This is a genomic window from Nocardioides sp. NPDC127514 (assembly GCF_040302125.1).
Taxonomy (GTDB): domain Bacteria; phylum Actinomycetota; class Actinomycetes; order Propionibacteriales; family Nocardioidaceae; genus Nocardioides.
The window spans coordinates 90,204-113,714 of record NZ_JBEORF010000003.1 but is presented as its reverse complement, the minus strand read 5'-3'; the positions used below and the strand labels follow the sequence as shown (position 1 = coordinate 113,714).

The following is a 23,511-nucleotide window of genomic DNA, read 5'->3' as shown; positions in this document are numbered from 1 at the left end:
CTCCCCGGACTACCCCACCTCGGCGCCCAGCTGGACGGCGCGGCGTACGACGTCTGCAGGGGGCTCGCCGTCCGCGTCGTCGGCCGTCACCGGGGTGCCGGCCACGCGGTGGATCGGGATCACGCCGGCCCAGGTGCCGGAGTCGATGTCGTCGGGGTCGTCGACCGGGCCCTCGGCGCGCGCCTTCATCGACGCCTCGGCGAGCGGGAGGGCGAGTACGGCGGTCGCGGCGAGCTCCTTGCGGGTGGCCGGACGCAGGGTCTCCCAGCGGCCGGGGATCATCTGATCGACGACCAGCGCGAGGGCGCGCTCGCGCTCCTCCGGGTCCTCGACCAGGCGCGCGCGGCCGATGACCACGGCCGAGCGGTAGTTCATCGAGTGGTGGAACCCGCTCCGCGCCGCGACCAGACCGTCGAGCTCGGTGATCGTGACGCACACGTCACGCTCCAGCGCCCGCGCGAGCCAGCCGGCGGCCACCGAGCCGTGCAGGTAGAGCGACCCGCCTGCATCCGGGCCGTCGAGATCGAAGCCGTACGCGGTGGGCAGGACGACCGGGTGGGCCTCCTCGCCCGACCCGACGGTGACGCCCAGGTGCGCGATGAGCGCCTCGCCGAGGAACGCGTGCAGGCGCTCGCGGTCGGGGACGGCGCGGTTCTTCCCGCGGCTGATCCGGGTGCGTGGGGTGGGTGACAACGTCGTGCTCATGGCACCATCCTGGTAGCAAAGTGGCCTGCACGCACGGGCCAATTCTGACCTACTCCGACAGGCCATTCGAACCATGCTCCCCGTGACCCTCGACCGCACCTCCGGCGAGCCGCTCCCCGCCCAGCTCGCCGCCCAGGTGCGCGCCCTGGTCCTCGCCGGCACCCTCGGGACCGGCGACCGGCTGCCCTCGAGTCGTGCGCTCGCGGCAGACCTGGGCGTCTCGCGCGCGGTGACCGAGCAGGCCTACGACCAGCTCACCGCCGAGGGCTGGCTCGAGGCGCGCCGTGGGTCCGGGACGTACGTCACCGCGACCCGCCCGACAGGGGTGACGTCTCGGCCGACGGGCGTGACGCCTCGGCCGACGCGGGCGACGTCTCGGCCGACGGGGGTGACGTCTCGGCTGGATACGGGCACACCGTTCTTCGACCCGCGGTTGGAGCCGGGGTGGCGGCGGGCGTGGCGGGAGGTCTCGGTGGCCACTCCCCCGCGCGGCTACGACGATCCGCGAGGGGTGCTCGAGCTGCGCGAGGCGCTGGCGGCGAGACTCGGACGCACTCGCGGCCTGGACCTCCACCCCGACGAGATCATCGTGACCGCGGGCACCAGCGACGGGCTCCGCGCGCTCCTGCCGGAACTGCGCCCAGGGCCGGTCGCCGTGGAGGATCCGGGATACCGGGCGGCGGCCGAGACGGTGCTCACCTACGGTCGCGAGGTCATCGACCTGCCGGCCGTGGACAGGGTCGCCGACCTGGGGCCTGCGGTCGCGGCGTACGTCACTCCGGCGCACCAGCACCCGCTGGGACGCGTCATGCCGGCGGCCGACCGGCTGGCTCTCCTCGAGGCCGCTCGACGGGCGGACGCGGTGGTGATCGAGGACGACTACGACTCGGAGTTCCGCTACGACGTCGCGCCGGTGCCCGCGATGGCGACGCTGGACCGCGGCCGGGTGGTCTATCTCGGCACCGCGGCGAAGTCGGTGGGCCCGACGCTTCGTCTCGGCTGGCTGGTCGCGCCGCCCGACCTGCACGAGCGGATCGTACGCCGCCGCACCATCACCCACGCCGGCGCCGCCTGGCCCTCGCAGCGCGCCCTGCTGACGCTGCTCCGCGACGGCTGGCTGGACAGGGCCGTACGCTCCGCCCGCCGCGTCTACGCCGAACGTGCCCCGCGGGTGGCGGAGGCGATGAGCCCGTACGCCACCCTCGCCGGCCCGCTCGCCGGGATGTACTCCACCTGGCTGCTGCCCGAGCCGGACGCGCGCAGAGCCCGCGAGGCCGCCCGAACGGCCGGCTTCGAGATCAACCTGCTCTCCACCTACGCGCGCTCCAGCGGCCTGACCGGCCTGGTGATCGGGTTCGGCGGTGTGACCGACGCGGAGCTCGATCAGGCGCTCGCAGCGCTCACCGGGGCCCTCGCGCGCTAGCGGCCGGGTGCGTCGTCCTCGATCAGGTCGAAGAGGTTCTCGAGGCTGTCCGGGTCGTCCTCGCCACCGCCGACGGCCCACCCGGAGCTGGTACGCCGCAGCTGCGCGCCGACGAGCCGGCACGACTCTCCGGCCTTGTGCGCGTAGTGGGCCGTACGCGTCCGCGGCCGCCGCAGCACCAGTGCGTTCCCGCACGCCGGGCACAGTGCCCAGTCGGTCGCCGTCTCGTCGTCGGTCGCCATCTGAAGCTCGTCGCGCTCCTCCACGGCAGCCAACCTACCTGGGCTCGGCCTCTTCGCCGGCCACTTCCGCGGCGTCGTCCCCAGCGCTCTCCTCGGCGGCGATCCGGTCGAACGCCTCGAAGGCCGCGGCCCGCTCGCGCTCGATCTTGCGACCGAGGATGTCGGCCATGCCCCACAGGACCGCGAAGATCACGCCGACGACGAACATGATCGAGATCAGGAAGCCCATCCCGATCGCGACGACCTGCAGCGCCCAGCCGAGCCAGTAGGCCCAGGGGCGGCGCAGCAGGCCGGCCACCACGATGCAGGCCACGAAGAACCCGAGGCCCAGCGGGAGCGCCAGCCCGGCGGAGACCCCGCCGATCGAGATCATCACGGGCGCGGCCAGCGCGACCGCGAGTCCCTCCATCGAGACGATCGCGGCACACATCCCGCGCCGCGGCGACTTCTCCCGCTCACTCGCCATCTGCGTCCGCCTCCAGGTAGGCCTCCAGCTCGGGGTCGGCGGTCGGGACGACGCGGGCGGTCGCGGCCGACCGGGCGGCCGGGCCACGGGAGCCCAGCAGCGTACGCGCCTCCCCGGCGGTCACCACGGAGCCGGTCACCAGCACCGCGCCCTCGGAGATCGAGCCTCCGCCGGAGGACTCCGACAGGCCGATCGCGGCGTCGATGGCGTCGGCCAGACGCGGCACCACCGAGACCCGCTCCTCGCCGTAGAGGTCGACGGCGATCTTGGCGAGCTCGATGGCCGGAAGGGCACGCTCGGTGGAGTTCTGGGTGACGACGAGGTGCTCCAGCACGGGCTCGAAGGCGGCGAGCAGGCCCTCGACGTCCTTGTCGCCCATCACCCCGATGACGCCGACGACACCGGAGAACGAGAAGGAGTCCTCGAGCGCGGCGACCGTCGCCTCGGCGCCGGCCGGGTTGTGGGCGGCATCCAGCAGGACCGTCGGGGACGACCGCATGATCTCCAGCCGGCCCGGCGAGTCGACCTTGGCGAACGCGTCGCGCACGAGCTCGTCGGCCAGCACGGTGTCTCCCAGGAACGCCTCGACCGCGGCCAGCGCCGTCGCCGCGTTCTGCGCCTGGTGGGCGCCGTAGAGGGGCAGGAAGAGGTCTTCGTACTCCCCCCGCAGCCCGCGCAGCGTGAGGATCTGTCCGCCCACCGCCGGGGTGCGGGACACGACCCCGAAGTCGGTGCCCTCCCACAGCAGCCGGGCGCCGACCTCCGCCGCGTGCTGATCCAGCACCGCGGCGACCTCGACGGACTGCTCGGCGATCACGGCGACCGCATCCGGCTTGATGATCCCGGCCTTCTCACGCGCGATGGCGACCGGGTTGTCACCGAGATACTTGGCGTGGTCGACCGCGATCGGGGTCACCACCGCGACATCGGCGTTCGCGACGTTGGTCGCGTCCCAGCCACCGCCCAGCCCCACCTCGACCACGGCCACATCGACCGGGGCCTCGGCGAACTTCGCGTAGGCCATCCCCACCATCGACTCGAAGAACGACAGCGGATGCGGCTGGTCGTCGTCGACCATGCCGAGGTAGTGGGCGACGTCGTTGAACGCGGCCACGAACTCGTCGTCGGTCAGAGGCTCTCCGTCGATCGAGATCCGCTCGTTGATCCGCTCCACGTGGGGCGAGGTGAACCGCCCCACGCGCAGGTCGAGGGACCGCAGCAGCGTGTCGATCATCCGGGAGGTGGAGGTCTTGCCGTTGGTGCCGGTCAGCTGGATGATCCGGAAGGCGTTCTGCGGATCACCGAGGATCTCGAGCAGGGCGCGGATCCGGTCCAGGGAAGGCTCGAGCCGGGTCTCGGGCCAGCGCGACTGCAGCGCTTCCCAGACCTCCTCGATCGTGGCCGCCAGACGCGGCGCGGGAGTCTCACTCATCGGGTCGAGTCTATGGCGTACACGCTTCCCAGCGAATTGCCAGACCCGCTACCCTCCCACTCATCTCGGACTGAACCCCATCCCCCCACAAGGTCCACCATTCATGCGTACGCTCCGGGCTGCTCTCGCGGTCTCGTTCCTGGCCGTTGCCTACGTCCTGGCTGCCTTCGCGCTGGTCGGTCAGCAGATGGCCCCACGGCGGCGCCCCAGGACCTCGGGCGACCCCGGCGGGCTCGTCCTCACCGAGCAGGAACAGCCCGGACTGTGGGCGGAGGTCCGCGCGCTGGCCGCCACCGCCGGGACCCGCGCCCCCGACGAGATCCGGCTGGTGCCGGAGGTCAACGCGGCGGTCAGCGAGGAGACCAGCCTGCTCGGGCTCAGGACCGGGACCCGGCGCATGTTCCTCGGCGTACCTCTCCTCCAGGGCCTCTCCCGCAACCAGCTGCACGCGGTCCTCGCCCACGAGCTCGGCCACCACAGCACCAGCCACACCCGGCTCGGCGCTCTCATCCACCGGAGCCGCCTGGCGATCGCCGAGGTCGCCGCGGGCCTCTCCAACCCGCTGGTGAAGCGGCCGTTCCGGACGTACGCCCGTCTCTTCTTCTCCCTGACCCGCCCGCTCGCGCACGCCCACGAGATCGACGCCGACCGGCTCAGCGCGACCGTCGCCGGGCCACTGACCGCGGCCACCACGCTGCGCACGCTCCCCGCGCTCGACGCCGCCTGGCGCATCTATCTGGAGCAGTACGTCGAGGCCGGCACCCACTACGGTCTGCGGCCCACGCGCTTCTTCGACAACTTCACGAACCTGATGAGCGACCCCGAGCGGCTCGAGGAGCTCGCCAGGATCAGCGCGGCGCCGCTCGAGGCGAAGACGTCGGCCTATGACTCCCACCCACCGCTGTCGGAGCGCATCGAGCGGTTGGAGTCGATGGCCTCCGCGGACGAGGCGGACAAGTCCGGCAACGCCGCCAGCATCCTGCGCTACCCGTCCCAGAACTTCCTCGCCCTCGAGGACAAGACGTTCGCCGGCTCGGGTCTGACGCCGGCGCCGATGGCCGAGATCGTGAGCGTCGCCGGCGCACGTGCTGCAGCGATCAACGCCGAGACGCTCCTGAACGCGATGCGGGACAACCAGATCGAGCCGGCCACCGTCCGCGGGGCCCTCGACCTGATCGCCTCCGGCAACCTCGACACGCTCCTGGACCTGGTCGAGGTCGACGACGCCGAGGCGAAGCGGAAGGTCATCGCCCGGCTCCTCGGTGCCGCCATCGCCCACGAGCTGGTCGGCGAGGACAAGGCCCGCTACGAGCTCAGCTGGGCCGGCCCCTGGCGGCTGGTCGACATCGCCGGCCAGGAGGTCGACCCCGAGGAGCTCGCCTACGAGGCCCTCGGCTCCCCCGGCTACGCCGCCGCGCTGCGCGCCTGGGTGCACCAGCTCGACGCGCAGGTCGACGCCGAGACGCCGGCCCCGACGCCGCCCGACGGCTACATCGGCGCCTTGGCCCCGATCTCCGGCGACGGCTTCCGTACGCTCCTGGTGACCGAAACCGGCCTGATGCTGCTCAAGCCCTCCGGCTCCGACCGACTCGCCACAGGCCTGGCCTCGGTGACCTCCGGATCACCCGGCAGGAAGCTGATCCAGCGCGCCCTGGACAGGTCGCCCGCCGAGCTGGCCACCGCCGCCAACGCCACCTACCTCCCCTGGGACCAGATCCGCGCCCTCCACCTCAAGCAGAGCAGCAGCGGCCGCCGCTCCGCCGACATCACCACCGCCACCGGCGGGGGCTGGTCCCTGCGCTGGACCAACGCCGCCGAGTCGGAAGGCCACATCTGGCCGGCCGTCGACCACTACCTCGGCCGCCGCTTCACCGTCGACTGAGACGCCGAGTCGGCTCATCCTGACCGCAACCCGCGCCGAGTCGGCTCGTTCGAACGAGCCGACTCGGCGGGTCAGGAGACGATCGTGTGGTTGGCCATGTCGACGACGGGGCGGTATCCGATCTTGGCGTAGACGTGGTTGGAGACGGGGTTGTCGGCGTCGGTGAACAGGCACAGCCGGCTGCCGTCGGCGCCGAGGAGGCGTGAGGCCTCGGCGGTCACCGCGGTGCCGTAGCCGTGGCCCCGCTGCTCCTTCGGCGTGTAGACCGGCGCGATCCGGACCACGCCGTGCGCCGGCGGGGTCGCGCCGACCAGGGACACGACCTCACCATCGACCTCCCACAGCAGCAGGAACTCCGCGATCCGGCGCCGCACCTCGTCCTCGCCGACTGCTGCGTGCTCGTGGGCGTAGGCCTTGTTCGTGGACTGCTCCCGGGCCGCGTGCCCGAAGTCGGCCAGCCAGTCCCGGCACAGCTCGAGGTCGTCGTACGTCGCCGGGCGGGCGTGCCCGGGCACTCCGGACGGCATCACCAGCGTGTCGAGCTCGTGCAGACGCGACGCCATCGCGACGCTCACCCGCCCACCCGCGAGCCGCGCGGTCTCCTCCGCCACCGTCCGGGCCGCCGGGAGTGCGCCGTTGGCCCCACCGGCGTACTCGCCCCTCGCGTGCAGCGCCCGCGCCAGCTCGAGAGCCGCAGGCTCGGGCATCGGGCAGACGTAGAGCGGGTACGGCTCGAAGTTGGCCGTCCGCATCGCCGCGCCGACGACCCGGTCTCCCTCGCGAGCGACGGCGAACCAGCGGTACGGCCCCTCCTGCTCCACCCGCGTGGCCTTCTCCGCGTTGGTGGCGAGCACGTTGGCGGTCACCGGCTCCCCGGCGAGATAGTCCTTGGCGACCGTGAGGAACTCGGCTGCGTCGGTGAAGAAGTCGATGGTGCCCATGACCGAAGCATGGCGAGTGTGCAACACCGGTCTCAACCGGTTTCGCGCCAGCCCCCGCGCGCCCATAGGATTTGGTCCCATGACTGAGACCACGCCCACGCAGACCGCACCGGAGACGACTACGCCCGCTGAGCAGCGCGTAGTCGCCGTACCGGACAAGCCGGTCCTCGAGGGCCTGGAGGCCAAGTGGGCCGAGCAGTGGAAGAACGAGAAGACGTACGCCTTCGACCGCACCCAGCCGCGGGAGAACGTCTACTCGATCGACACCCCGCCGCCGACCGTCTCCGGCAGCCTGCACGTCGGCCACGTCTTCTCCTACACCCACCCCGACCTGATCGCCCGCTTCCAGCGAATGAACGGCAAGTCGGTCTTCTACCCGATCGGCTGGGACGACAACGGTCTGCCGACCGAGCGCCGGGTCCAGAACTACTTCGGCGTCCGCTGCGACCCGAGCCTCCCCTACGACCCCGACTTCACCCCGCCGGAGAAGCCGGACCCGAAGCGCCAGATCTCGATCAGCCGGCCCAACTTCGTCGAGCTGTGCAACCAGCTGGTCGTCGAGGACGAGAAGGTCTTCGAGGACCTGTGGCGCACCCTGGGTCTCTCCTTCGACTGGGACCAGCAGTACACGACCATCGGCAAGGTCTCCCAGACCGCCTCGCAGAAGGCGTTCCTGCGCAACCTGGCCCGCGGCGAGGCCTATCTGCAGGAGGCGCCGACCCTGTGGGACGTCACCTTCCAGACCGCGGTCGCCCAGGCCGAGCTGGAGGCGAAGGACTACCCCGGCTTCTTCCACCGCGTCGCCTTCCACCGCGCTGACGGCACCCCCGTCCACATCGAGACCACCCGCCCCGAGCTGATCCCGAGCGTCGTCGCGCTGATCGCGCATCCCGACGACGACCGCTACAAGGACCTGTTCGGCAGCACCGTCACCAGCCCGATCTTCGGCGTCGAGATCCCCGTCCTGCCTCACGAGGCCGCGGAGATGGACAAGGGCGCCGGCATCGCGATGTGCTGCACCTGGGGTGACCTCACCGACGTCCAGTGGTGGCGTGAGCTCAACCTGCCCGCCCGCGCCCTGATCGGCCGCGACGGCCGCTTCTCCCGCGAGACCCCGGAGTGGATCACCACCGAGGCCGGCGTCGCGGCGTACGAGGAGCTGAAGGGCAAGACCGTCCACTCGGCCCGCGAGGCCGTCGTCGCGATGATCCGCGAGTCCGGTGACCTCGACGGCGAGCCGAAGAAGACCCAGCGGATGGCCAACTTCTACGAGCGTGGCGACAAGCCGCTCGAGATCGTCGCCAGCCGGCAGTGGTACATCACCAACGGTGGCCGCAACCCCGAGCTGCGTGAGCAGCTGCTGTCCCGCGGCGGTGACCTGACCTGGCTGCCCGAGCACATGCGCCACCGCTACGACAACTGGGTCGGCGGCCTCAACGGTGACTGGCTGATCTCCCGCCAGCGCTTCTTCGGCATCCCGTTCCCGGTCTGGTACGCACTCGACGCCGAGGGCAACCCCGACTACGACAAGCCGCTGCTGCCCAGCGAGGACCAGCTCCCGATCGACCCGTCCACGGACGTCCCGGCCGGCTACGAGGAGGCGCAGCGCGGCAAGCCCGGCGGCTTCCAGGGCGACCCGGACGTCATGGACACCTGGGCGACCTCGTCGCTGACCCCGCAGATCGCGGGCGGCTGGGAGGCCGACCCCGACCTGTTCAGCCGGGTCTACCCGATGGACCTGTGCACCCAGAGCCACGAGATCATCCGCACCTGGCTCTTCGGCCGCATCGTCCGCGCCCACCTCGAGGACGGCACCGTCCCGTGGAGCCACGCGATGATCGCCGGCTGGATCCTCGACCCCGACCGCAAGAAGATGTCGAAGTCGAAGGGCAACGTCGTCGTCCCGACCGAGATCCTCGAGAAGTTCGGCGCCGACGCGGTTCGCTGGCGTGCCGCGCTGACCCGCCCGGGCATGGACTCGCCGTTCGACGAGACCCAGATGAAGGTCGGCCGCCGCTTGGCGATGAAGATCCTCAACGCCTCCAAGTTCGTCCTCGGCAACGTCGGCGCGACCACGCTGAACCCGGTCGCGATCACCCAGCCGGTCGACTGCGCGCTCATGGCCCGTCTCAAGGAGACGATCACCAAGGCGACCGACGCGTTCACGGCCTACGACTACTCCACCGCGCTGGAGACCTCGGAGAAGTTCTTCTGGGAGTTCTGCGACGACTACCTCGAGCTGGTCAAGGAGCGTGCCTACGACGAGGACGGCGGTCTCGCCACCGAGTCCGCCCGCGCCACTCTCGCCACGGCTCTCCACGTCCAGCTGCGCCTGCTGGCGCCGTTCCTGCCGTACGTCACCGAGGAGGTCTGGTCGTGGTGGCAGACCGGTTCCATCCACACCTCCTCGTGGCCGCGTGAGCTCGAGCTCGGCACCGCTGCCGCCGCCGACCCGGCGGCGCTCGATGCCGTCGCGGCGACGCTGACCGGGATCCGCGGAGCGAAGTCGACCGCGAAGGTGAAGATGCGTCACCCGCTGGCGAAGGCCGAGGTCACCGGCCCGGCCAAGCTGGTCAAGGACGCCGAGGCCGCCGCGCCGGACCTCAAGCGGGTCGGCAACATCGTCGGCGACCTCTTCTTCACCGTCGACGAGAACGCGACCGAGATCTCCGTCACCGCTGAGCTGGCAGAGGTCCCCGAGGACTGAGCCTCAGACCGACGGAGCCCAACGACGGAGCAGGCCCCGGACCGCGACGCGGTTCCGGGGCCTGCTTCGTCCCTCACTCCAGCCAAGCGCCCGGGGGGACTCGCTCGGCCGGTCACTCTGGCGTGGTGCGGTCGCCATCGGAGTGATCCCTACTGCACCGACTTCTCGGCACAAGTCTGGTCGTCCTTGCTGCCTTCCTTCGGCTCCTCCGGCTCCGGTGCATCCGTCGTCTCAGCCTCGGACGGCTCGGTGTCGGACGGCTCAGCGGATTCGGTGGTGGCCTCGGGTTCGGCTGCGGGCGACGACCCTACCGGTGTCTTCGGCTCAGCGCACGCCTCATCGCACTCCGGCGTGCCCTCGGGTTCGGGAGCGCCGTTCGCTCCTGGCAACGTCTTGACGTCCTCGGCGATCGCGGCGGTGAGCTCGCAGGCGTCCTCGAGGACCCGTTCGGCCTCGGACTCCTGCTTGGTCGACTCCGCGTCGGGCTCCTTCGACTCCGAGGTCGCCTCATCGGTCTCCCGGTCTTTCTTGGGCTCTTCCAGCGGAAGATCCTCGACCGGGACGCCGGCGTCGGCAGCGATCAGCTGCCGCAGGAACATCGGCACGGCCTCGTCGACGGGGCGGGCGTCCTCCTCGGCCACGAACGGCCACAGCAGCGGGGCCATGATCCCCGGGATCGGTCCCACAGACGGGACCAGCGTGGGCGGCTTGCCGTTGCCGTTGCCCTCACCGGGGTCGGCGGGCGTCGTCGGCTCCTCGGAGGGCGGTGCTTCGGGCTGCTCGGCGGGCGCGGACGGCGCCCTGTCCGGCTTCTCTTCCTCGCGGCTCTTCGGCGGGGCGGAGTCCTCCGGGTCGCTCTTCCGGTCCGTATCGGGCGTGTTGCTGGGGATCGTCGACACACCGGAGACACCGGGAGACGGCGCCGGCGGGATCACCGTGAAGTCGGCCTGGCCCGAGAGCGTACGCGGCACCCGGTGCAACGCGGAGATGTCCGGGCTGAGGGTCTGGATGACCACGAGCAGGCCGATGAGCACTACGGCGGCGTAGGCCATCACCGGGCCCCTCTGGAACCTCACGTGCCCACTTCCCTACCGAGTGACGGAGCTGGAAAGGTACAGATGATCATCAGTGCGTATTGTGTCCGACCGCCCGGGCCAATACCGACCCGGGCGGCGAAAATGACCCAAACGGGCTACGCGGACTTCTTCTTGGTTTCCTTCTCGCGAGGAACGAGCGTCGGCATCTCGCCGTCGTCGACCACCTCGCGGGTCACGATCACCTTGCCGACGTCGCCACGGGAGGGGACGTCGTACATCACGTAGAGGAGAACCTCCTCGATGATCGCCCGCAGGCCACGGGCACCGGTGCCACGCTCGAGGGCCTTGTCGGCGATGGCGGTGACCGCGTCCTCGGTGAACTCGAGGTCGACGCCGTCGAGGTCGAAGAGCTTCTGGTACTGCTTCACCAGCGCGTTGCGCGGCTCGGTCAGGATCTGGACGAGCGCGGCCTGGTCGAGCTTCTCGACGCTCGCGATCAGCGGCAGCCGGCCGATGAACTCCGGGATCAGCCCGAACTTGGTGAGGTCCTCGGGACGCACCAGCTTCAGCAGGTCCTCGGACTCCTTCTCGGCCTTGCCCCGCACCTCGGCGGTGAAGCCGAGGGTCTTCTTGCCGACCCGCTGCTCGATGATGTGCTCCAGACCGGCGAACGCGCCACCCACCACGAAGAGGATGTTGGTGGTGTCGATCTGGATGAACTCCTGGTGCGGGTGCTTGCGGCCACCCTGCGGCGGCACCGAGGCGGTGGTGCCCTCGATGATCTTCAGCAGCGCCTGCTGCACGCCCTCACCGGAGACGTCGCGCGTGATCGAGGGGTTCTCCGCCTTGCGGGCCACCTTGTCGATCTCGTCGATGTAGATGATGCCGGTCTCGGCCTTCTTGACGTCGTAGTCGGCGGCCTGGATCAGCTTGAGGAGGATGTTCTCGACGTCCTCACCGACGTAGCCGGCCTCGGTCAGCGCGGTGGCGTCCGCGATCGCGAACGGGACGTTGAGCATCCGGGCCAGCGTCTGCGCCAGGTAGGTCTTGCCGCAGCCGGTCGGGCCGATCACCAAGATGTTGGACTTGGCGACCTCGACCTGCTCCTCCTTGGCGTGCTTGCCGGGGCCCTGCGGGCCGCCGGGCTGCAGGCCGGCCTGGACGCGCTTGTAGTGGTTGTAGACCGCCACGGCGAGCGACTTCTTCGCCTGCTCCTGGCCGATGACGTAGGAGTTGAGGAAGTCGAAGATCTCCTTCGGCTTGGGGAGGTCGGCGATCTCCACCTCGGAGCCCTCGTTGAGCTCCTCCTCGATGATCTCGTTGCAGAGGTCGATGCACTCGTCGCAGATGTAGACGCCGGGACCCGCGATGAGCTTCTTGACCTGCTTCTGGCTCTTCCCGCAGAAGGAGCACTTCAGCAGGTCACCTCCGTCGCCGATGCGTGCCACGAGTGGCCTTCCTTCCCCGACTTGTGCTGCTAGGTCCGAATAGTTACTGACGGTACCCCGCGCCGCGCCTTCAATGTGGGAGCGGCGCGGGGCCCGATGGTCAAACGAGAGCCGGCGTCTTGAGCGACTCGAGCACCGAGTCGATCAGGCCGTACTCGACCGCCTGCGCGGCGGTGAGGATCTTGTCTCGCTCGATGTCGTGGCTGACCTCGTCCATCGACTTGCCGCTGTGGTCGGCGATCATCTTCTCGAGCAGCTCACGCATCCGCAGGATCTCGTTGGCCTGGATCTCGATGTCGGAGGTCTGGCCGAAGGTGCCCTCGGTGTAGGGCTGGTGGATCAGGATGCGGCTGTTGGGCAGCGCCATCCGCTTGCCGTGCGCGCCAGCGCCGAGCAGGATCGCGGCGGCCGAGGCGGCCTGACCGATGCAGACGGTCTGCACGTCCGGCTTGATGAACTGCATCGTGTCGTAGATCGCGGTGCAGGCCGTGAACGAGCCACCGGGGCTGTTGATGTAGATCGAGATGTCCTGGTCCGGGTTCATCGACTGCAGGCAGAGCAGCTGGGCGATGACCGCGTTGGCGACATCGTCGCTGATCGGGGTGCCCAGGTAGATGATCCGGTCCTCGAAGAGCTTGGCGTAGGGGTCGATCCGGCGGACGCCGTACGACGTACGCTCCTCCCACTGCGGGATGTAGTAGTTCATGTCCTCAGTCCTTCTTGTGGGCGGGGCGGCCTTCGTCGGATGCTTCCTTGGCGCTCCTGATGACCTGGTCGACCAGGCCGTAGTCGAGTGCCTCGGCAGCGGTGAACCAGCGGTCGCGGTCGGCGTCCGTGGTGACCTGCTCGACGCTCTGGCCGGTGTGCTCGCTGATCAGCTCGAGCAGCACCTTCTTGATGTGCAGGGACTGCTGGGCCTGGATCTTGATGTCGGAGGCCGAGCCACCCATGCCCGAGGAGGGCTGGTGCATCATGATCCGCGCGTGCGGCAGCGCGTAGCGCTTGCCCTTCGCGCCGGCGCAGAGCAGGAACTGGCCCATCGAGGCAGCCAGGCCCATGCCGACGGTCGCCACGTCGTTGGGGATGTAGTGCATCGTGTCGTAGATGGCCATACCGGCATCCACCGAACCACCGGGCGAGTTGATGTGAAGGAAGATGTCGGCCTCGGGGTCCTCCGCGGAGAGCAGCAGGAGCTGCGCGCAGATCGCGTTGGCGTTCTGGTCGCGGACCTCGGAGCCGAGGAAGACGATGCGCTCCCGCAGCAGTCGGTTGTAGATGTTGTCGTCGAGAAGGCTCAGACCGCCGCCGTTGCCGCCCAGGCTCGGGGAGAGCCCTGGGGCACCGGCATGAGCGTCAGCCGCGCTGGAGTCGATGTTCACAGGATCGACACTAGCCGCCACATCCAGTTGTTCCACGGCTGGTGTGCCATTGTTCGCCGACGGCAGAACTATTGGCGATCGCGTCGCAATCCGCGCGGCGCCGCGATCCCCACGGCTACGCCAGCCAGCGCAGCAGGGCGTCGTGAACCGCCGGATGGTTCGACAGCGGCGTCTCGGCGGTCGAGAGCGTGAAGCGCTCCGCCGTCGGGAACAGGTCGCGCACCCGCCGCGACCGCAGCGGCGTCTTGTGCCGCCACCACAGCATCTCCCCGAAGAGTCGCCCGACCCGGTTGGGGCGCGAGGTCGCCTTGTCGGTGACCAGCAGATAGTCCACATCCGGGCGCGGCGGCAGCATCGCCTCGTCGGCCCCGACGACCGCGATCCCGGCGAGGTGCTCGTCGAGCTGCTTGCCGACCCCACCCGAGATCGGGGCCGAGGTGACCGCGTAGGGCGTCGTGCCGAGCGCGATCAGCTCCGAGACGTACGTCGTCCACGGGCGTGCCCCTGCGGTCGCCACACCGAGCGCGTTCCGGGCGATCAGGCCACCCCCGGCGTAGCCGACCAGGACGATGCGCGGCTCCGCCGCGAGGGCGTCGACGCACTCCTGGATCCGGCTGCTGAGCGCCACCGCGGCGGGCACCGACTTGCTCCCGGCCGAGACGTGCATGTGCAGCGGCATCCAGCCGAGCAGCTCGGCGAGCCGGTCGGCGTACGTCGCCCCGGTCGCCTGCGAACCCTCGTCCCAGACGGTCTCGTCCTTGCCCGCCGGCGGGATCAGGACCAGGATCCGAGGGCTCGTCCCGACCTGGCGCTGGGCGGCTGCCCACTCCTTCGGGCTGACCATGCGACCCTGATGCCGGACCGCGACCGCGGGTCCGGAGTCGGTGTTGACGACACCGCGGATGATCGGGGTCGCGAGCGCGAACGGGGCCGCGAACGGGCGCCGGGCGAAGGCCGTGATACGCCAGGCGAGCTTCGCCAGACCGACGAGGCCGGCCACCTTGCCCTGACCGCGGTCGAGCAGCTCCTCGGCGTCGGGGTCCACCGGAGCGTCCTCGACGTTGAGGACCACGGCGCGGACGGTCTCAGGGCTGGAGGTCACGCTGGCAGCGTAGGGCCTCTGCCCCGCCGAGCGGATCACCTGTGCCCACTGTCCGGCCCGCCTGTGTCTCAGATCACACCGGCGCGACCACATTCAGTACGTTTGCGTTCACTCACACGTATGGTGTCTGTGATGCTGTTGTTGCTGGTGTTGCGTGACGACAACGGCCTCCGCGGGTTACCGTCGGATGCGGAAGGGGGTGTCCGCGCATGAGCGATGAGGGCGACGAGAAGGAAGCACGCTGCCAGTCGTGCGGCGATGCTCTGCTGCCCGGGGCCATCTACTGCATCGGCTGCGGAACCCCGCTCCTGGCTCCCCCGGAGCAGCACCGTCCGCTCTTCGTGGACGAGCTCGGCGACGATGCGACCACGGGTCGCAGCACGCGGGGATACTTCTTCGACGACGCCGCCTCGCCGCCCCCGGCGCAACGGAAGGGCCGCACCGCGCCGATCCTGGTGATGATCGTGGTGCTGGTGCTCGTCGCCGGAGTGCTCGGGTTCATCTTCGGCAAGGACGGGGCCGGACCCGTGCAGTCCGAGGCGGAGCCGGAGCCTTCGACCAGCCCCACCAGCGAGCCGTCGAGCGTGCCCTCCGTGGACCCGGACGCCCCGCCGGAGCATCAGCTGCTCCGCATCTCCCGCCTCGACACCGAAGCGGCCACCAAGCTCATCGGCACCTGGATCCCGCAGCTGGCGGCGGTCGGTGCCGGTGACGGCGGCGACGCCGACTGGCACCAGGCGCTGACCCGCTACCAGAAGATCAAGACCGCCCACCCCGAGGCGCTCCTCCTCGACACCGGCGAGTGGCCGAGCTCGTACGTGAAGCCAGGAATGTACGCCGTCGTGGTCCCCCACCCCAGTGACACCTCCACACCCGCACTGGAGTGGTGTGTCGAGCAGGGCTTGTCGAAGACCGACTGCGCGGCCAAGCATCTGGAGGTCTCGGGCGACCCGACGGACAACTTCGACGCCCAGTAGCGCCGACTCAGCCGAAAACGACAGCGCCCCTGCCGTGAGGCAGGGGCGCTGTGACGTACGTCTGAGGGTGATCAGGCGTCAGCCTTCTCGGTCTCCTCGGGGGCCTCGGCCTCAGCCTCGGGCTCGTCCTCACCGATGGTGCCGTCGGGGCGGAGGTTCTTCAGCTCGACGTGGTTGCCGGACTCGTCGGTGACCTTGGCGGCCTCGACGAGCTGGGCGAGCGCCTTGCCGCGCAGGATCTCCTGGACCAGCTCGGGCACGTGGTTGTGCTCGAGCATGTGGTTGACGAACTCCTGCGGGTCCTGACCGGACTGCTGCGCGCGGCGCATCATGTGCTCGGTCAGCTCCTGCTGCTCGACCCCGATCTCCTTCTCCTTGGCGATCTGGTCGAGGATCAGCTGGGCGGCGACGGCGTCGCGAACGCGGCGCTCGAGGTCGGCCTCGAACTCCTCGATCGTCTGCTCCTCGTCCTCGAGGTACTTCTCGAAGGTGAGGCCGGCGAAGCCGAGCTGCTGCTCGATGCCCTCGCGGCGCGCGTTGAGCTCGTCGGTGACGATGCTCTCCGGCAGCGGGATCTCGACCTGCTCCAGGAGGGCCTCGAGGACGGCGTCACGGGCGGCGGCGGCCTGCTCGAGGCGCTTGCCGTTGCCGAGGCGGCCGCGAACGTCCTCCTCGAGCTCCTTGACGGTGTCGAACTCGCTGGCGAGCTGGGCGAAGTCGTCGTCGTACGCCGGGAGCTCCTGCTCCTGGACCTGGTTGACGGTGACGTTGACGTCGACCTCCTGGCCGATCAGCTCACCGCCCACGAGGGTGCTCTTGAAGTCCTTGGACTCGCCGGCGGACAGACCGACGATGGCCTCGTCCAGGCCGTCGAGCATGCCGCCCTTGCCGACCTGGTAGCTCATCCCGACGGCCTCGGCGCCCTCGACGTCCTCGCCGTCCTTGGTCGCCTTCAGGTCGATGACCACGAAGTCGCCATCGGCGGCGGCGCGCTCGACGTCCTTGAGAGTGCCGAAGCGCTCGCGCATCGCCTGGATCTGCTCCTCGACGTCAGCGTCGGTGAGCTCGATGTCCTCGACCTTGGCCTCGATGCCCTCGTAGTCGGGCAGCGTGATCTCGGGCTTGACGTCGACCTCGGCGGTGAACTCCAGGGTCTCGTTGTCCTCGAGCTTGGTGACCTCGATCTCGGGCTGCGCGAGCGGCTCGAGCGAGTTCTCCTGGAGGGCGTCGAAGTACATCTGCGGGAGGACGTTGTTGACCGCCTCGGAGAGCACCGCGCCGCGGCCGACCTGCTTGTCGATCACCTGGGGCGGGACCTTGCCCCGGCGGAAGCCGGGAACGTTGATCTGCTTGGCGATCTGCTTGTACGCCGCGTCGAGGCTCGGCTTGAGCTCCTCGAAGGGCACCTCGACGGTCAGCTTGGCCCGGGTCGGGCTCAACGTCTCGACGGCGCTCTTCACAGGGTGTCTCCTGTCGTTTGTTTCTGAGAATGATGTCGCGTGCAGGGCAATGAAATGTCGGGGCGACAGGACTCGAACCTGCGGTCTCCTGCTCCCAAAGCAGGCGCGCTAGCCACTACGCTACGCCCCGTCAAGGGCCCCTCCCCAATCAGCGGGAATGGCACTTGGAGCGGATGACGGGAATCGAACCCGCGTAATCAGTTTGGAAGACTGAGGCTCTACCATTGAGCTACATCCGCGCACGCGAGAGCCAGCGCCCTCGTGCGACCTGCGAAATCCTGCCATAGATCTGGCTCACACCTGTAACCGGCTCCCCTACTTGCCGGTTCACAGGTTCGGATCGCGGGTCGGTTCGGTCACCTTCGCCCGACCGCGACGAGCGCGCGATCGTCGGAGCTGGCGCTCAGTCCCTCGAGCAGGCGGCGCGCTCCCCCACCTCTGCCGGTGACCGCGAGGTGGTCGGCGGTGGCGACCAAGTTGCTGATGCCGCGCTCGAGGTCGACACCCCGCGCCTCCACGACGCCGTCGGTGTAGAGCATCACCATGTCGCCCACCCCGAGCACTCCCTCGCAGGCGTCGAACTCGACGTCGTCGATGAGCCCCAGCACCGGGCCGTTGCTCTCGGCCTCCTCCCAGCGGCCAGTGGCGGCTCGTCGCAGGAGGGCGGGCGGGTGGCCGGCCGTACGGATCTCGTACGCGCCGTTGTCGAGGTCGATCGAGAGGTAGACCGCGGTCGCGAAGCCCTCCTGCCAGTCCAGGCGCAGCAGGTAGCGGTTGGCGGCGGGGAGGAACTCGCTCGGCGGGAGCGCGCCGAGGAGCCCACCGAAAGCGCCGGAGAGCTGGAGCGCCCGAGTGCCGGCGCGCACCCCTTTTCCGGAGACGTCGACGACGACGACCTCGAGACGGTTGTCCACCCGTACGGCGACCACGAGGTCACCGGCGAACTGGGTGCCACCGGCCGGCAGGACGGCCGAGTCGGCGAGCCATCCGGGAGGCATCGGCGGGATCGCACCTTGGTCGAGCTTGCGGGTCAGGTCGCGGAGCATCACCTCGTTGCTCAGCCCACCCACGCCGAGGTCGGTGCGGCGCTCGCCGACGAACAGCAGGATGAAGCCGAGCATGAAGTGGACACCGATGGCGACGGCGTCCCTGTCGGAGAGGGTGACGCGGCTGGCGGCGACCACGATCATGATCATCACGAAGACGACGAACCAGCTCAACGTACGCGGCCCGAGCAGCACCCCGCCGAGCAGCAGCGGCACGGTGAGGACCGCCACCGGGACCACCTGCAGCCAGCCCGTCTGAGCCGCCGCGAGGACCGTCAGGACGATAGTCAGCAGCCCGAGCCACAGCACCGCTCGCAGCTCCGGGTCACGGAACCTGCGGCGGATCGCGTTGCTCCGCAGGCGGTCTGCGAAGGCATGGCTCGACATGGCCTCACTCTAGGTCTCGAGGTGGGGGCTGCGTGGTCGTTCTCGCAGGCCGGAGAGTAGTGCGGGCTACTTCTTTACGCTCGTCCGGGGCCGGTACGTGCGCTGGCACTTCGGGCACCAGAACAGGTTGCGCTGCTGCAGCTCGGTGGTCCGTACGCTCGTGCCGCACACCAGGCAGGGCTGGCCGTGCCGGCGGTAGACGTAGACCTCGCCCCCGTGGTCGTCCTGACGCGGGGGACGGCCCATCGCCTCTGGGGTGTGCTCGTCGCGGACGGTGTCGATGCGGTTCCGCTGGACGCCGAGCTTCATCAGCTCGACCAGGTCGTCCCAGATGGCGTCCCACTGCTGCCTGCGCAGGGTGTTGCCGGGGCGCATCGGGTCGATCCGGTGCCGGAAGAGCACCTCGGCCCGATAGACGTTGCCCACCCCGGCCAGGACGGTCTGGTCCATCAGCAGCGCGCCGATGGTCGTACGGCTCCGGCTGATCCGCAGCCATGCGCGGCCCGGGTCGGCGTCGTCGCGCAGCGGGTCCGGCCCGAGCTTCGCGACCACCGCGTCACGCTGGGCGGCGGTGACGAGGTTGCACGTGTTGGCGCCGCGCAGGTCCGCGTACGTCTCGCTGCCGGTCAGGCGGAGTCGGACCTGGCCGACGGGCAGCGGCGGCTCCGTGGCGTACGGCTTCAGGTCGAGCTTGCCGTAGAGGCCGAGATGGATGTGGACGTACTGCTCCCCCGGGAACTCGAGGAAGAGCTGCTTGCCCCACGCCTCGGCCCCGGTGAAGACCTGGCCGTCCAGCAGCGCGGCGGAGCCGGCGAACCGGCCCTGCGGGCTGCTGACCCTGACCTGCTGGCCGGCGAAGGCGTCGCTCAGGTCGAGCGCGAGACGGTGGAGGGTGTGCCCCTCGGGCATCCCCGGATCAGTCCTGGTCCTCGGCGGGCCCCAGGCCCTTGGCCGAGTCGGGAAGCGGCGGACGTACGCCGTCGGCGTCGTAGGCGTGGAGCTGGTCGATGCGGCGCACGTGCCGCTCGTCCTCGCTGAACGGCTCGGCCAGGAAGATCTCGACGAACTTCGTCATGTCCTCGAGGCTGTGCATCCGGCCACCGACCGCGACCACCTGGGCATTGTTGTGGTCACGGGCGAGCTTGGCGGTCTCCTCGCTCCACGCGAGCGCGCAGCGGATGCCGGTCACCTTGTTGGCCGCCATCTGCTCACCGTTGCCCGACCCCCCGATCACGACCCCGAGGCTGTCCAGCCCCTGCGCCCGGTCCCGGGCCACTCCCTCGGCGGCCCGGATGCAGAAGACCGGGTAGTCGTCGAGTGCGTCATAGACGAACGGGCCATGGTCGACAGGCTCGTAGCCGAGCTCCGTCAGACGGTTGATCAGGTGGGACTTCAGTTCGAGACCGGCATGGTCACAGCCGATGTGGACGCGCATGCGGCCCATCCTCTCCTACCTGTTGCTCATCTTCGGACTTGGCGGGGTTGGTGTCTCTTGTCGGGTTGGGGCCGCCGACCCGTTACGGAGGGTGTTCTCGCCGAATCCCGGAGTCAAGGACGGCCTTCGGCCGCCGGCTTCGCCGGTCGCCTGCGGCGATCCTTGACACCGGGATCCGTCGAGAATTTTGGCTGGCTATCGGGTCGGCGGCGGGGTGTGGCGCGGATTCCATGGGTTGCGACCGGGCTTGGGACCTTGGGCCAGTGATCCCTGGGGACGGAAGGGTTTCCTCGTGCTTTTACAAGACGATGACACCTTGTGAACGCTTCACAAGGTGCCGCCGCGAAGGGGCGGGGATGCTGCCCATTAAACCGCTCCCCACCCCCACGCGGGGGCATGGATCGGATCGGGTGGACGGGCAGCGGCCGTGCCGAGGACTGCGACGCCCGCGCTGAAAGGGAACGGGAGGAACCGGCACGGCGATGCGGCCGGCCCAGCCTCGATCAGCTGGTTCGGGTGCGCCTGGTGAACCGGATCCGCCCATCCGGGAGCCGCTCATAGACGTAGTCGGGGTCGTGGATCCGGCGATGGTCGCTGGGGCAGAGCAAGACCATGTTCGCCAGATCGGTTCGACCGCCCTCGGCCCACGGTTTCAGGTGGTGGGCTTCGGTCCACGCTGCCGGGGCATCGCAATCTTCGGCCTGGCAGCACTTGTCGCGTAACCGGAGCGCTCGGTGTTGGACCGGATACGCCAACCTCGCGGTGCGGCCGAAGTCGAGGATCTCGGAATCGGTGCCCAACACCACCGGAACAATGTCGGCGTTGCACGCCATCCGGCGAGCCTCAGCAGCGGTGATCTCCTCCCCATCGAAGCCGAGGGCAGCGGTGCCCAAGTCCCTGCGGAGATCCTCCACGCTCATCGTGATGAACACCGTGGTCGCATGCCCGCCGTGCCTGGGGAGCTGGTCGACGTCGTAGGTCTCAACCACCCGCGCGAACGCCTGGCCCAGCAACCGGTCATAGGGGGCTTTGCGGCCCTTGTCCTCAGCCGTGAGCTTCCTCGGCTGAGCCAACGAGTCCAACAATGTGCGGAGCCGCATCCCGATCACACGGGAGACGCGGGCGTGGAGGTCGATGGTGCCGTCGCCGTTGTCTCGCGAGGAGAAGAACGTACGCCGCTGGGCGTGCTCCTCCTCCCGCTGCAACGCCTTCGCTTCGGCGGCCTCGAACCGCTCCGGGTCGATCTCGGCCAGGATCCGGCGGCCGACGATCTTCAACTCGTTCGCCGTCAACCGGGTCGCGTAGTCCACGAGCAGCTTCTCGGCCAGGACCAGGTCCTCAGCGCTGGCGGCGGGGTCCGTCTCGATCTGGTCGAGGGCCTGGGTGATCACCCTCGCTTTGTCCTGGGACACCACACCCTCGGCCAGGCCGTCAGCCACGAGGTCGTACTTGCTCACCGCCGCCGCGAGCTTCACCTGGGAGCGAGCCACGCCCTTGTCGACCAACAGCTCGGTCCGCATCCACCCGGAGGCGTCTTTGGCACCGGTCTCCTCGGCGATGTCACCGGCAGTAGCGAGCACCCGGAGTTTGAGGGCGGCTTGCTGGGCCTGGAGCTTCTCTAACCGTTCCAGCAGGTCCTTCTTCTGGTCCGTGCGCCAGTAGGCCGGGTTGGTGGCCAGCAACTCTTGGAGGGCGGTCTCGATGGCGGCCAGGGCAGCGTCGATCGCGTCGCCGGGGTTGGTGCCCCAGTGGTCGATCGAGCGGCCGAGACTCATCGCTGCCCTCTCCTTCAGAGGTGTGCTGTGATGGGTCTGATTCTACGCTTCGCACGCCGTTCTGGCCACCTATTTTCCCTGATCAGAGACCATTTTCGCGGTGAGCGAACGACCTCGTTCCTGTGGATGGTAAGTGGCCCGAAGGGCCACCCTTGCGTCCCATCAACATCACGTGTCCCAAGGAAGATTCCGCTGCGCCACACCCGGGCCGCCGCCCCGATAGCCAGCCAAGTTTTTCTCGACGGGCCCCGGTGTCAAGGACCGCGAAGCGGCCGGCGAAGCCGGCGGCCGCAGGCCGTCCTTGACTCCGGGGTGCGTCGAGAAGACCCTCAAAGAACGGGTCGGCGGCCCACCCCAACCAAGAAGAACAGCCGAAAAGCAGTCCCCGAAAGACAAGCCCCCCGATAGATTCCCCCACCGTGGACCACTGGACGACGATGGACGAGATCCTCGCGGCACGATCAAGGTTCGAATCAGCGATCGAAGGCTGGAGGCCCCCGAACGCCCACGGCGTAGGCCTCCGCCCATCGACAGCACCCGATCACGGGCCAGAGCATTTCCCTCTGGTCAACGCCTACGGCCACCGCCTCCCGGCCGTGGTGATCGCAACAGTCGTCGGACACACGAGCGGCACCGCGGCGTACAGACTGTCCCGAGAAGACCTCGAGCGGGCGATCGAGCTGATCTCGCCCGCGGAGGCGTACGTCGACTATGACCATCCCAACCTGTGGAGCTGGCGCGACAAGATCCTGCCCAGCCTGGACGAGGATCCCGAGGCAGAGGTTGTGGCGGTCTTCATCGGCGACGAGCCGGAGCAGCAACCGGATCCGGCGATCGACGCCTTCCGGGCGGCGTTCCCGGACGAGGCCGTCGCGATCGCCGCGGCCACCGCCGGGGCAGCCGTCGTCAAGCAGATGTACGGCACCGACCTGAGCCACTTCGACAAGTCCCCGACTCGCCAAGAAAACAACAACAGCGCGACCGAGGCGGACATCGCCTCGGAGAAGGCGATCCGGGAGACGATCGCGACGTACCGGCCGGAGGACGCCTTCGAGGGCGAGGAGACCGGGCGCAGCGGGGACAGCGAGCGGCGATGGTTGGTCGACCCGCTCTGCGGGACGCTCAACTACGCCGCCCAGACCCCGCTCGCCGCGGTGAACGTCGCGCTCGTGACGCCCGACGGCATCCAGGCGGCTGTAGCGGCCGACCCGATCAGCGAGGAGATCTTCTGGACCGACGGCACCTCCGCCCGGCTGCGCCAGGGCGGCGGCGACACGGTCCTCACGCCGACCCCGCGCACCCGGCTCGTCGACATCCAGTGCGACGGCATGCTCGACCGGCCGTTCGTCGGCGGACAGCTCGTCGCCGACCCGCGCCTGCGAGCCCAGTTCGGCCCGCGGGTGATGTCCTCCACCCTCGCGGTCGCCTGGGTGGCGGCCGGCCGGCGAGCGGCGTACGTCACCGACGGCTACCTCGAGGGGAGCTTCCACTTCACCGCCGGCATCGCGCTGTGCCAGGCCGCCGGATGCGTCGTCACCGACCTCAACGGCGACCCGATCCACACCGGCCGCGGGATGATCGCCGCGGCCGACGCGGCCACCCACCAACTGCTGCTGGACCTGGTCCGCCCGCACCTCGCGGCGGCGGACGGACCCTGAGCCGAACGG

At 69.6% G+C, this 23,511-nt stretch carries 20 protein-coding genes and 2 tRNA genes; 5 read left to right on the top strand and 17 right to left on the bottom strand.

The genetic code is table 11. The annotated features are described in order from the left end of the window. Window positions 1–9: 9 nt before the first annotated feature. Window positions 10–705: a pyridoxamine 5'-phosphate oxidase family protein gene (locus ABTX24_RS03315; protein ID WP_350837403.1), complete on the bottom strand. Its 696-nt coding sequence runs from the start codon at window positions 703–705 to the stop codon at window positions 10–12. A 73-nt stretch (window positions 706–778) separates the two neighbouring features. Here ABTX24_RS03315 and pdxR point away from each other — a divergent pair, with 73 nt between their 5' ends. Further along, window positions 779–2,128: a MocR-like pyridoxine biosynthesis transcription factor PdxR gene (gene pdxR / locus ABTX24_RS03310; protein WP_350837401.1), complete on the top strand. Its 1,350-nt coding sequence runs from the start codon at window positions 779–781 to the stop codon at window positions 2,126–2,128. Here the strand turns inward: pdxR and ABTX24_RS03305 are convergent. From ABTX24_RS03305 to ABTX24_RS03295, 3 genes are read right to left on the bottom strand one after another with little or no spacing between them, the layout of a single operon-like run. Beyond that, window positions 2,125–2,394 (bottom strand): competence protein CoiA family protein, encoded by a 270-nt coding sequence (locus ABTX24_RS03305; protein ID WP_160024663.1) that lies wholly within the window; start codon window positions 2,392–2,394, stop codon window positions 2,125–2,127. The two genes, pdxR and ABTX24_RS03305, sit on opposite strands and share 4 nt — an antisense overlap. Window positions 2,395–2,404: 10 nt before the next feature. Further along, the gene (locus tag ABTX24_RS03300) at window positions 2,405–2,836 is read right to left on the bottom strand and encodes a DUF4233 domain-containing protein (protein WP_350837399.1); all 432 of its coding nucleotides are present in this window, start codon (window positions 2,834–2,836) and stop codon (window positions 2,405–2,407) included. Next, entirely contained in the window at window positions 2,826–4,268 is a 1,443-nt protein-coding gene (locus ABTX24_RS03295; RefSeq protein ID WP_160024664.1) for a bifunctional folylpolyglutamate synthase/dihydrofolate synthase, read from the bottom strand. Before ABTX24_RS03295 ends, ABTX24_RS03300 begins: the two co-directional genes overlap by 11 nt. Before the next feature lie 103 nt (window positions 4,269–4,371). Here ABTX24_RS03295 and ABTX24_RS03290 point away from each other — a divergent pair, with 103 nt between their 5' ends. Beyond that, a complete protein-coding gene (locus ABTX24_RS03290; RefSeq protein ID WP_350837397.1) occupies window positions 4,372–6,150 on the top strand; it encodes a M48 family metallopeptidase in 1,779 nt (592 codons plus the stop codon). 71 nt (window positions 6,151–6,221) lie between these two features. On the opposite strand, the gene ABTX24_RS03285 is transcribed toward ABTX24_RS03290, so the two are convergent. Continuing rightward, the gene (locus ABTX24_RS03285) at window positions 6,222–7,091 is read right to left on the bottom strand and encodes a GNAT family N-acetyltransferase (RefSeq protein ID WP_160024666.1); all 870 of its coding nucleotides are present in this window, start codon (window positions 7,089–7,091) and stop codon (window positions 6,222–6,224) included. A 79-nt stretch (window positions 7,092–7,170) separates the two neighbouring features. Here ABTX24_RS03285 and valS point away from each other — a divergent pair, with 79 nt between their 5' ends. Then, window positions 7,171–9,798 (top strand): valine--tRNA ligase, encoded by a 2,628-nt coding sequence (gene valS, locus ABTX24_RS03280; RefSeq protein WP_350837394.1) that lies wholly within the window; start codon window positions 7,171–7,173, stop codon window positions 9,796–9,798. 149 nt (window positions 9,799–9,947) lie between these two features. Here the strand turns inward: valS and ABTX24_RS03275 are convergent, their stop codons facing one another. The 5 genes from ABTX24_RS03275 to ABTX24_RS03255 all read right to left on the bottom strand — a co-directional run bounded on the left by ABTX24_RS03275 (window position 9,948) and on the right by ABTX24_RS03255 (window position 14,764). Next, on the bottom strand, window positions 9,948–10,874 hold the full coding sequence (locus tag ABTX24_RS03275) for a hypothetical protein (protein ID WP_350837392.1): 927 nt from the start codon (window positions 10,872–10,874) through the stop codon (window positions 9,948–9,950). 116 nt (window positions 10,875–10,990) lie between these two features. Continuing rightward, the gene (gene clpX, locus ABTX24_RS03270; RefSeq protein WP_160024669.1) at window positions 10,991–12,283 is read right to left on the bottom strand and encodes an ATP-dependent Clp protease ATP-binding subunit ClpX; all 1,293 of its coding nucleotides are present in this window, start codon (window positions 12,281–12,283) and stop codon (window positions 10,991–10,993) included. A gap of 100 nt (window positions 12,284–12,383) precedes the next feature. Further along, window positions 12,384–12,989 carry an ATP-dependent Clp protease proteolytic subunit gene (locus ABTX24_RS03265; RefSeq protein WP_091049270.1) on the bottom strand — a complete coding sequence of 202 codons (606 nt, stop codon included), beginning with the start codon at window positions 12,987–12,989 and terminating at the stop codon, window positions 12,384–12,386. A 4-nt stretch (window positions 12,990–12,993) separates the two neighbouring features. Beyond that, the gene (locus ABTX24_RS03260) at window positions 12,994–13,656 is read right to left on the bottom strand and encodes an ATP-dependent Clp protease proteolytic subunit (protein WP_396982905.1); all 663 of its coding nucleotides are present in this window, start codon (window positions 13,654–13,656) and stop codon (window positions 12,994–12,996) included. 121 nt (window positions 13,657–13,777) lie between these two features. Beyond that, a complete protein-coding gene (locus ABTX24_RS03255; protein WP_350837390.1) occupies window positions 13,778–14,764 on the bottom strand; it encodes a lipase family protein in 987 nt (328 codons plus the stop codon). A gap of 209 nt (window positions 14,765–14,973) precedes the next feature. Here ABTX24_RS03255 and ABTX24_RS03250 point away from each other — a divergent pair, with 209 nt between their 5' ends. After that, complete coding sequence (locus ABTX24_RS03250; RefSeq protein ID WP_350837388.1) at window positions 14,974–15,741, top strand: hypothetical protein; 768 nt, start codon at window positions 14,974–14,976, stop codon at window positions 15,739–15,741. 71 nt (window positions 15,742–15,812) lie between these two features. On the opposite strand, the gene tig is transcribed toward ABTX24_RS03250, so the two are convergent. The 7 genes from tig to ABTX24_RS03215 all read right to left on the bottom strand — a co-directional run bounded on the left by tig (window position 15,813) and on the right by ABTX24_RS03215 (window position 21,844). Further along, a complete protein-coding gene (gene tig / locus ABTX24_RS03245; protein ID WP_160024672.1) occupies window positions 15,813–17,201 on the bottom strand; it encodes a trigger factor in 1,389 nt (462 codons plus the stop codon). Window positions 17,202–17,258: 57 nt separating this feature from the next. After that, a tRNA-Pro gene (locus ABTX24_RS03240) sits at window positions 17,259–17,331 on the bottom strand. A 35-nt stretch (window positions 17,332–17,366) separates the two neighbouring features. Next, window positions 17,367–17,440 (bottom strand) — tRNA-Gly (locus tag ABTX24_RS03235). A gap of 117 nt (window positions 17,441–17,557) precedes the next feature. Then, window positions 17,558–18,634, bottom strand: coding sequence for a PP2C family protein-serine/threonine phosphatase (locus tag ABTX24_RS03230; protein ID WP_350837386.1), 1,077 nt, complete (start codon window positions 18,632–18,634; stop codon window positions 17,558–17,560). 66 nt (window positions 18,635–18,700) lie between these two features. Beyond that, window positions 18,701–19,543: an Fpg/Nei family DNA glycosylase gene (locus ABTX24_RS03225; RefSeq protein WP_350837384.1), complete on the bottom strand. Its 843-nt coding sequence runs from the start codon at window positions 19,541–19,543 to the stop codon at window positions 18,701–18,703. A gap of 7 nt (window positions 19,544–19,550) precedes the next feature. After that, window positions 19,551–20,069 (bottom strand): ribose-5-phosphate isomerase, encoded by a 519-nt coding sequence (locus tag ABTX24_RS03220; RefSeq protein WP_141792457.1) that lies wholly within the window; start codon window positions 20,067–20,069, stop codon window positions 19,551–19,553. A gap of 503 nt (window positions 20,070–20,572) precedes the next feature. Further along, a complete protein-coding gene (locus ABTX24_RS03215) occupies window positions 20,573–21,844 on the bottom strand; it encodes an HNH endonuclease signature motif containing protein (RefSeq protein ID WP_350837382.1) in 1,272 nt (423 codons plus the stop codon). A gap of 596 nt (window positions 21,845–22,440) precedes the next feature. Here ABTX24_RS03215 and ABTX24_RS03210 point away from each other — a divergent pair. After that, on the top strand, window positions 22,441–23,502 hold the full coding sequence (locus ABTX24_RS03210; protein WP_350837380.1) for an inositol monophosphatase family protein: 1,062 nt from the start codon (window positions 22,441–22,443) through the stop codon (window positions 23,500–23,502). The last annotated feature ends 9 nt before the right edge of the window (window positions 23,503–23,511 follow it).

Coding starts and splice junctions, on each gene's coding strand:
- ABTX24_RS03315 (WP_350837403.1), bottom strand. CDS start 705: ATGAGCACGACGTTGTCACCCACCCCACGCACCCGGATCAGCCGCGGG.
- pdxR (WP_350837401.1), top strand. CDS start 779: ATGCTCCCCGTGACCCTCGACCGCACCTCCGGCGAGCCGCTCCCCGCC.
- ABTX24_RS03300 (WP_350837399.1), bottom strand. CDS start 2,836: ATGGCGAGTGAGCGGGAGAAGTCGCCGCGGCGCGGGATGTGTGCCGCG.
- ABTX24_RS03295 (WP_160024664.1), bottom strand. CDS start 4,268: ATGAGTGAGACTCCCGCGCCGCGTCTGGCGGCCACGATCGAGGAGGTC.
- ABTX24_RS03290 (WP_350837397.1), top strand. CDS start 4,372: ATGCGTACGCTCCGGGCTGCTCTCGCGGTCTCGTTCCTGGCCGTTGCC.
- ABTX24_RS03285 (WP_160024666.1), bottom strand. CDS start 7,091: ATGGGCACCATCGACTTCTTCACCGACGCAGCCGAGTTCCTCACGGTC.
- valS (WP_350837394.1), top strand. CDS start 7,171: ATGACTGAGACCACGCCCACGCAGACCGCACCGGAGACGACTACGCCC.
- ABTX24_RS03265 (WP_091049270.1), bottom strand. CDS start 12,989: ATGAACTACTACATCCCGCAGTGGGAGGAGCGTACGTCGTACGGCGTC.
- ABTX24_RS03250 (WP_350837388.1), top strand. CDS start 14,974: ATGAGCGATGAGGGCGACGAGAAGGAAGCACGCTGCCAGTCGTGCGGC.
- ABTX24_RS03230 (WP_350837386.1), bottom strand. CDS start 18,634: ATGTCGAGCCATGCCTTCGCAGACCGCCTGCGGAGCAACGCGATCCGC.
- ABTX24_RS03225 (WP_350837384.1), bottom strand. CDS start 19,543: ATGCCCGAGGGGCACACCCTCCACCGTCTCGCGCTCGACCTGAGCGAC.
- ABTX24_RS03220 (WP_141792457.1), bottom strand. CDS start 20,069: ATGCGCGTCCACATCGGCTGTGACCATGCCGGTCTCGAACTGAAGTCC.
- ABTX24_RS03215 (WP_350837382.1), bottom strand. CDS start 21,844: ATGAGTCTCGGCCGCTCGATCGACCACTGGGGCACCAACCCCGGCGAC.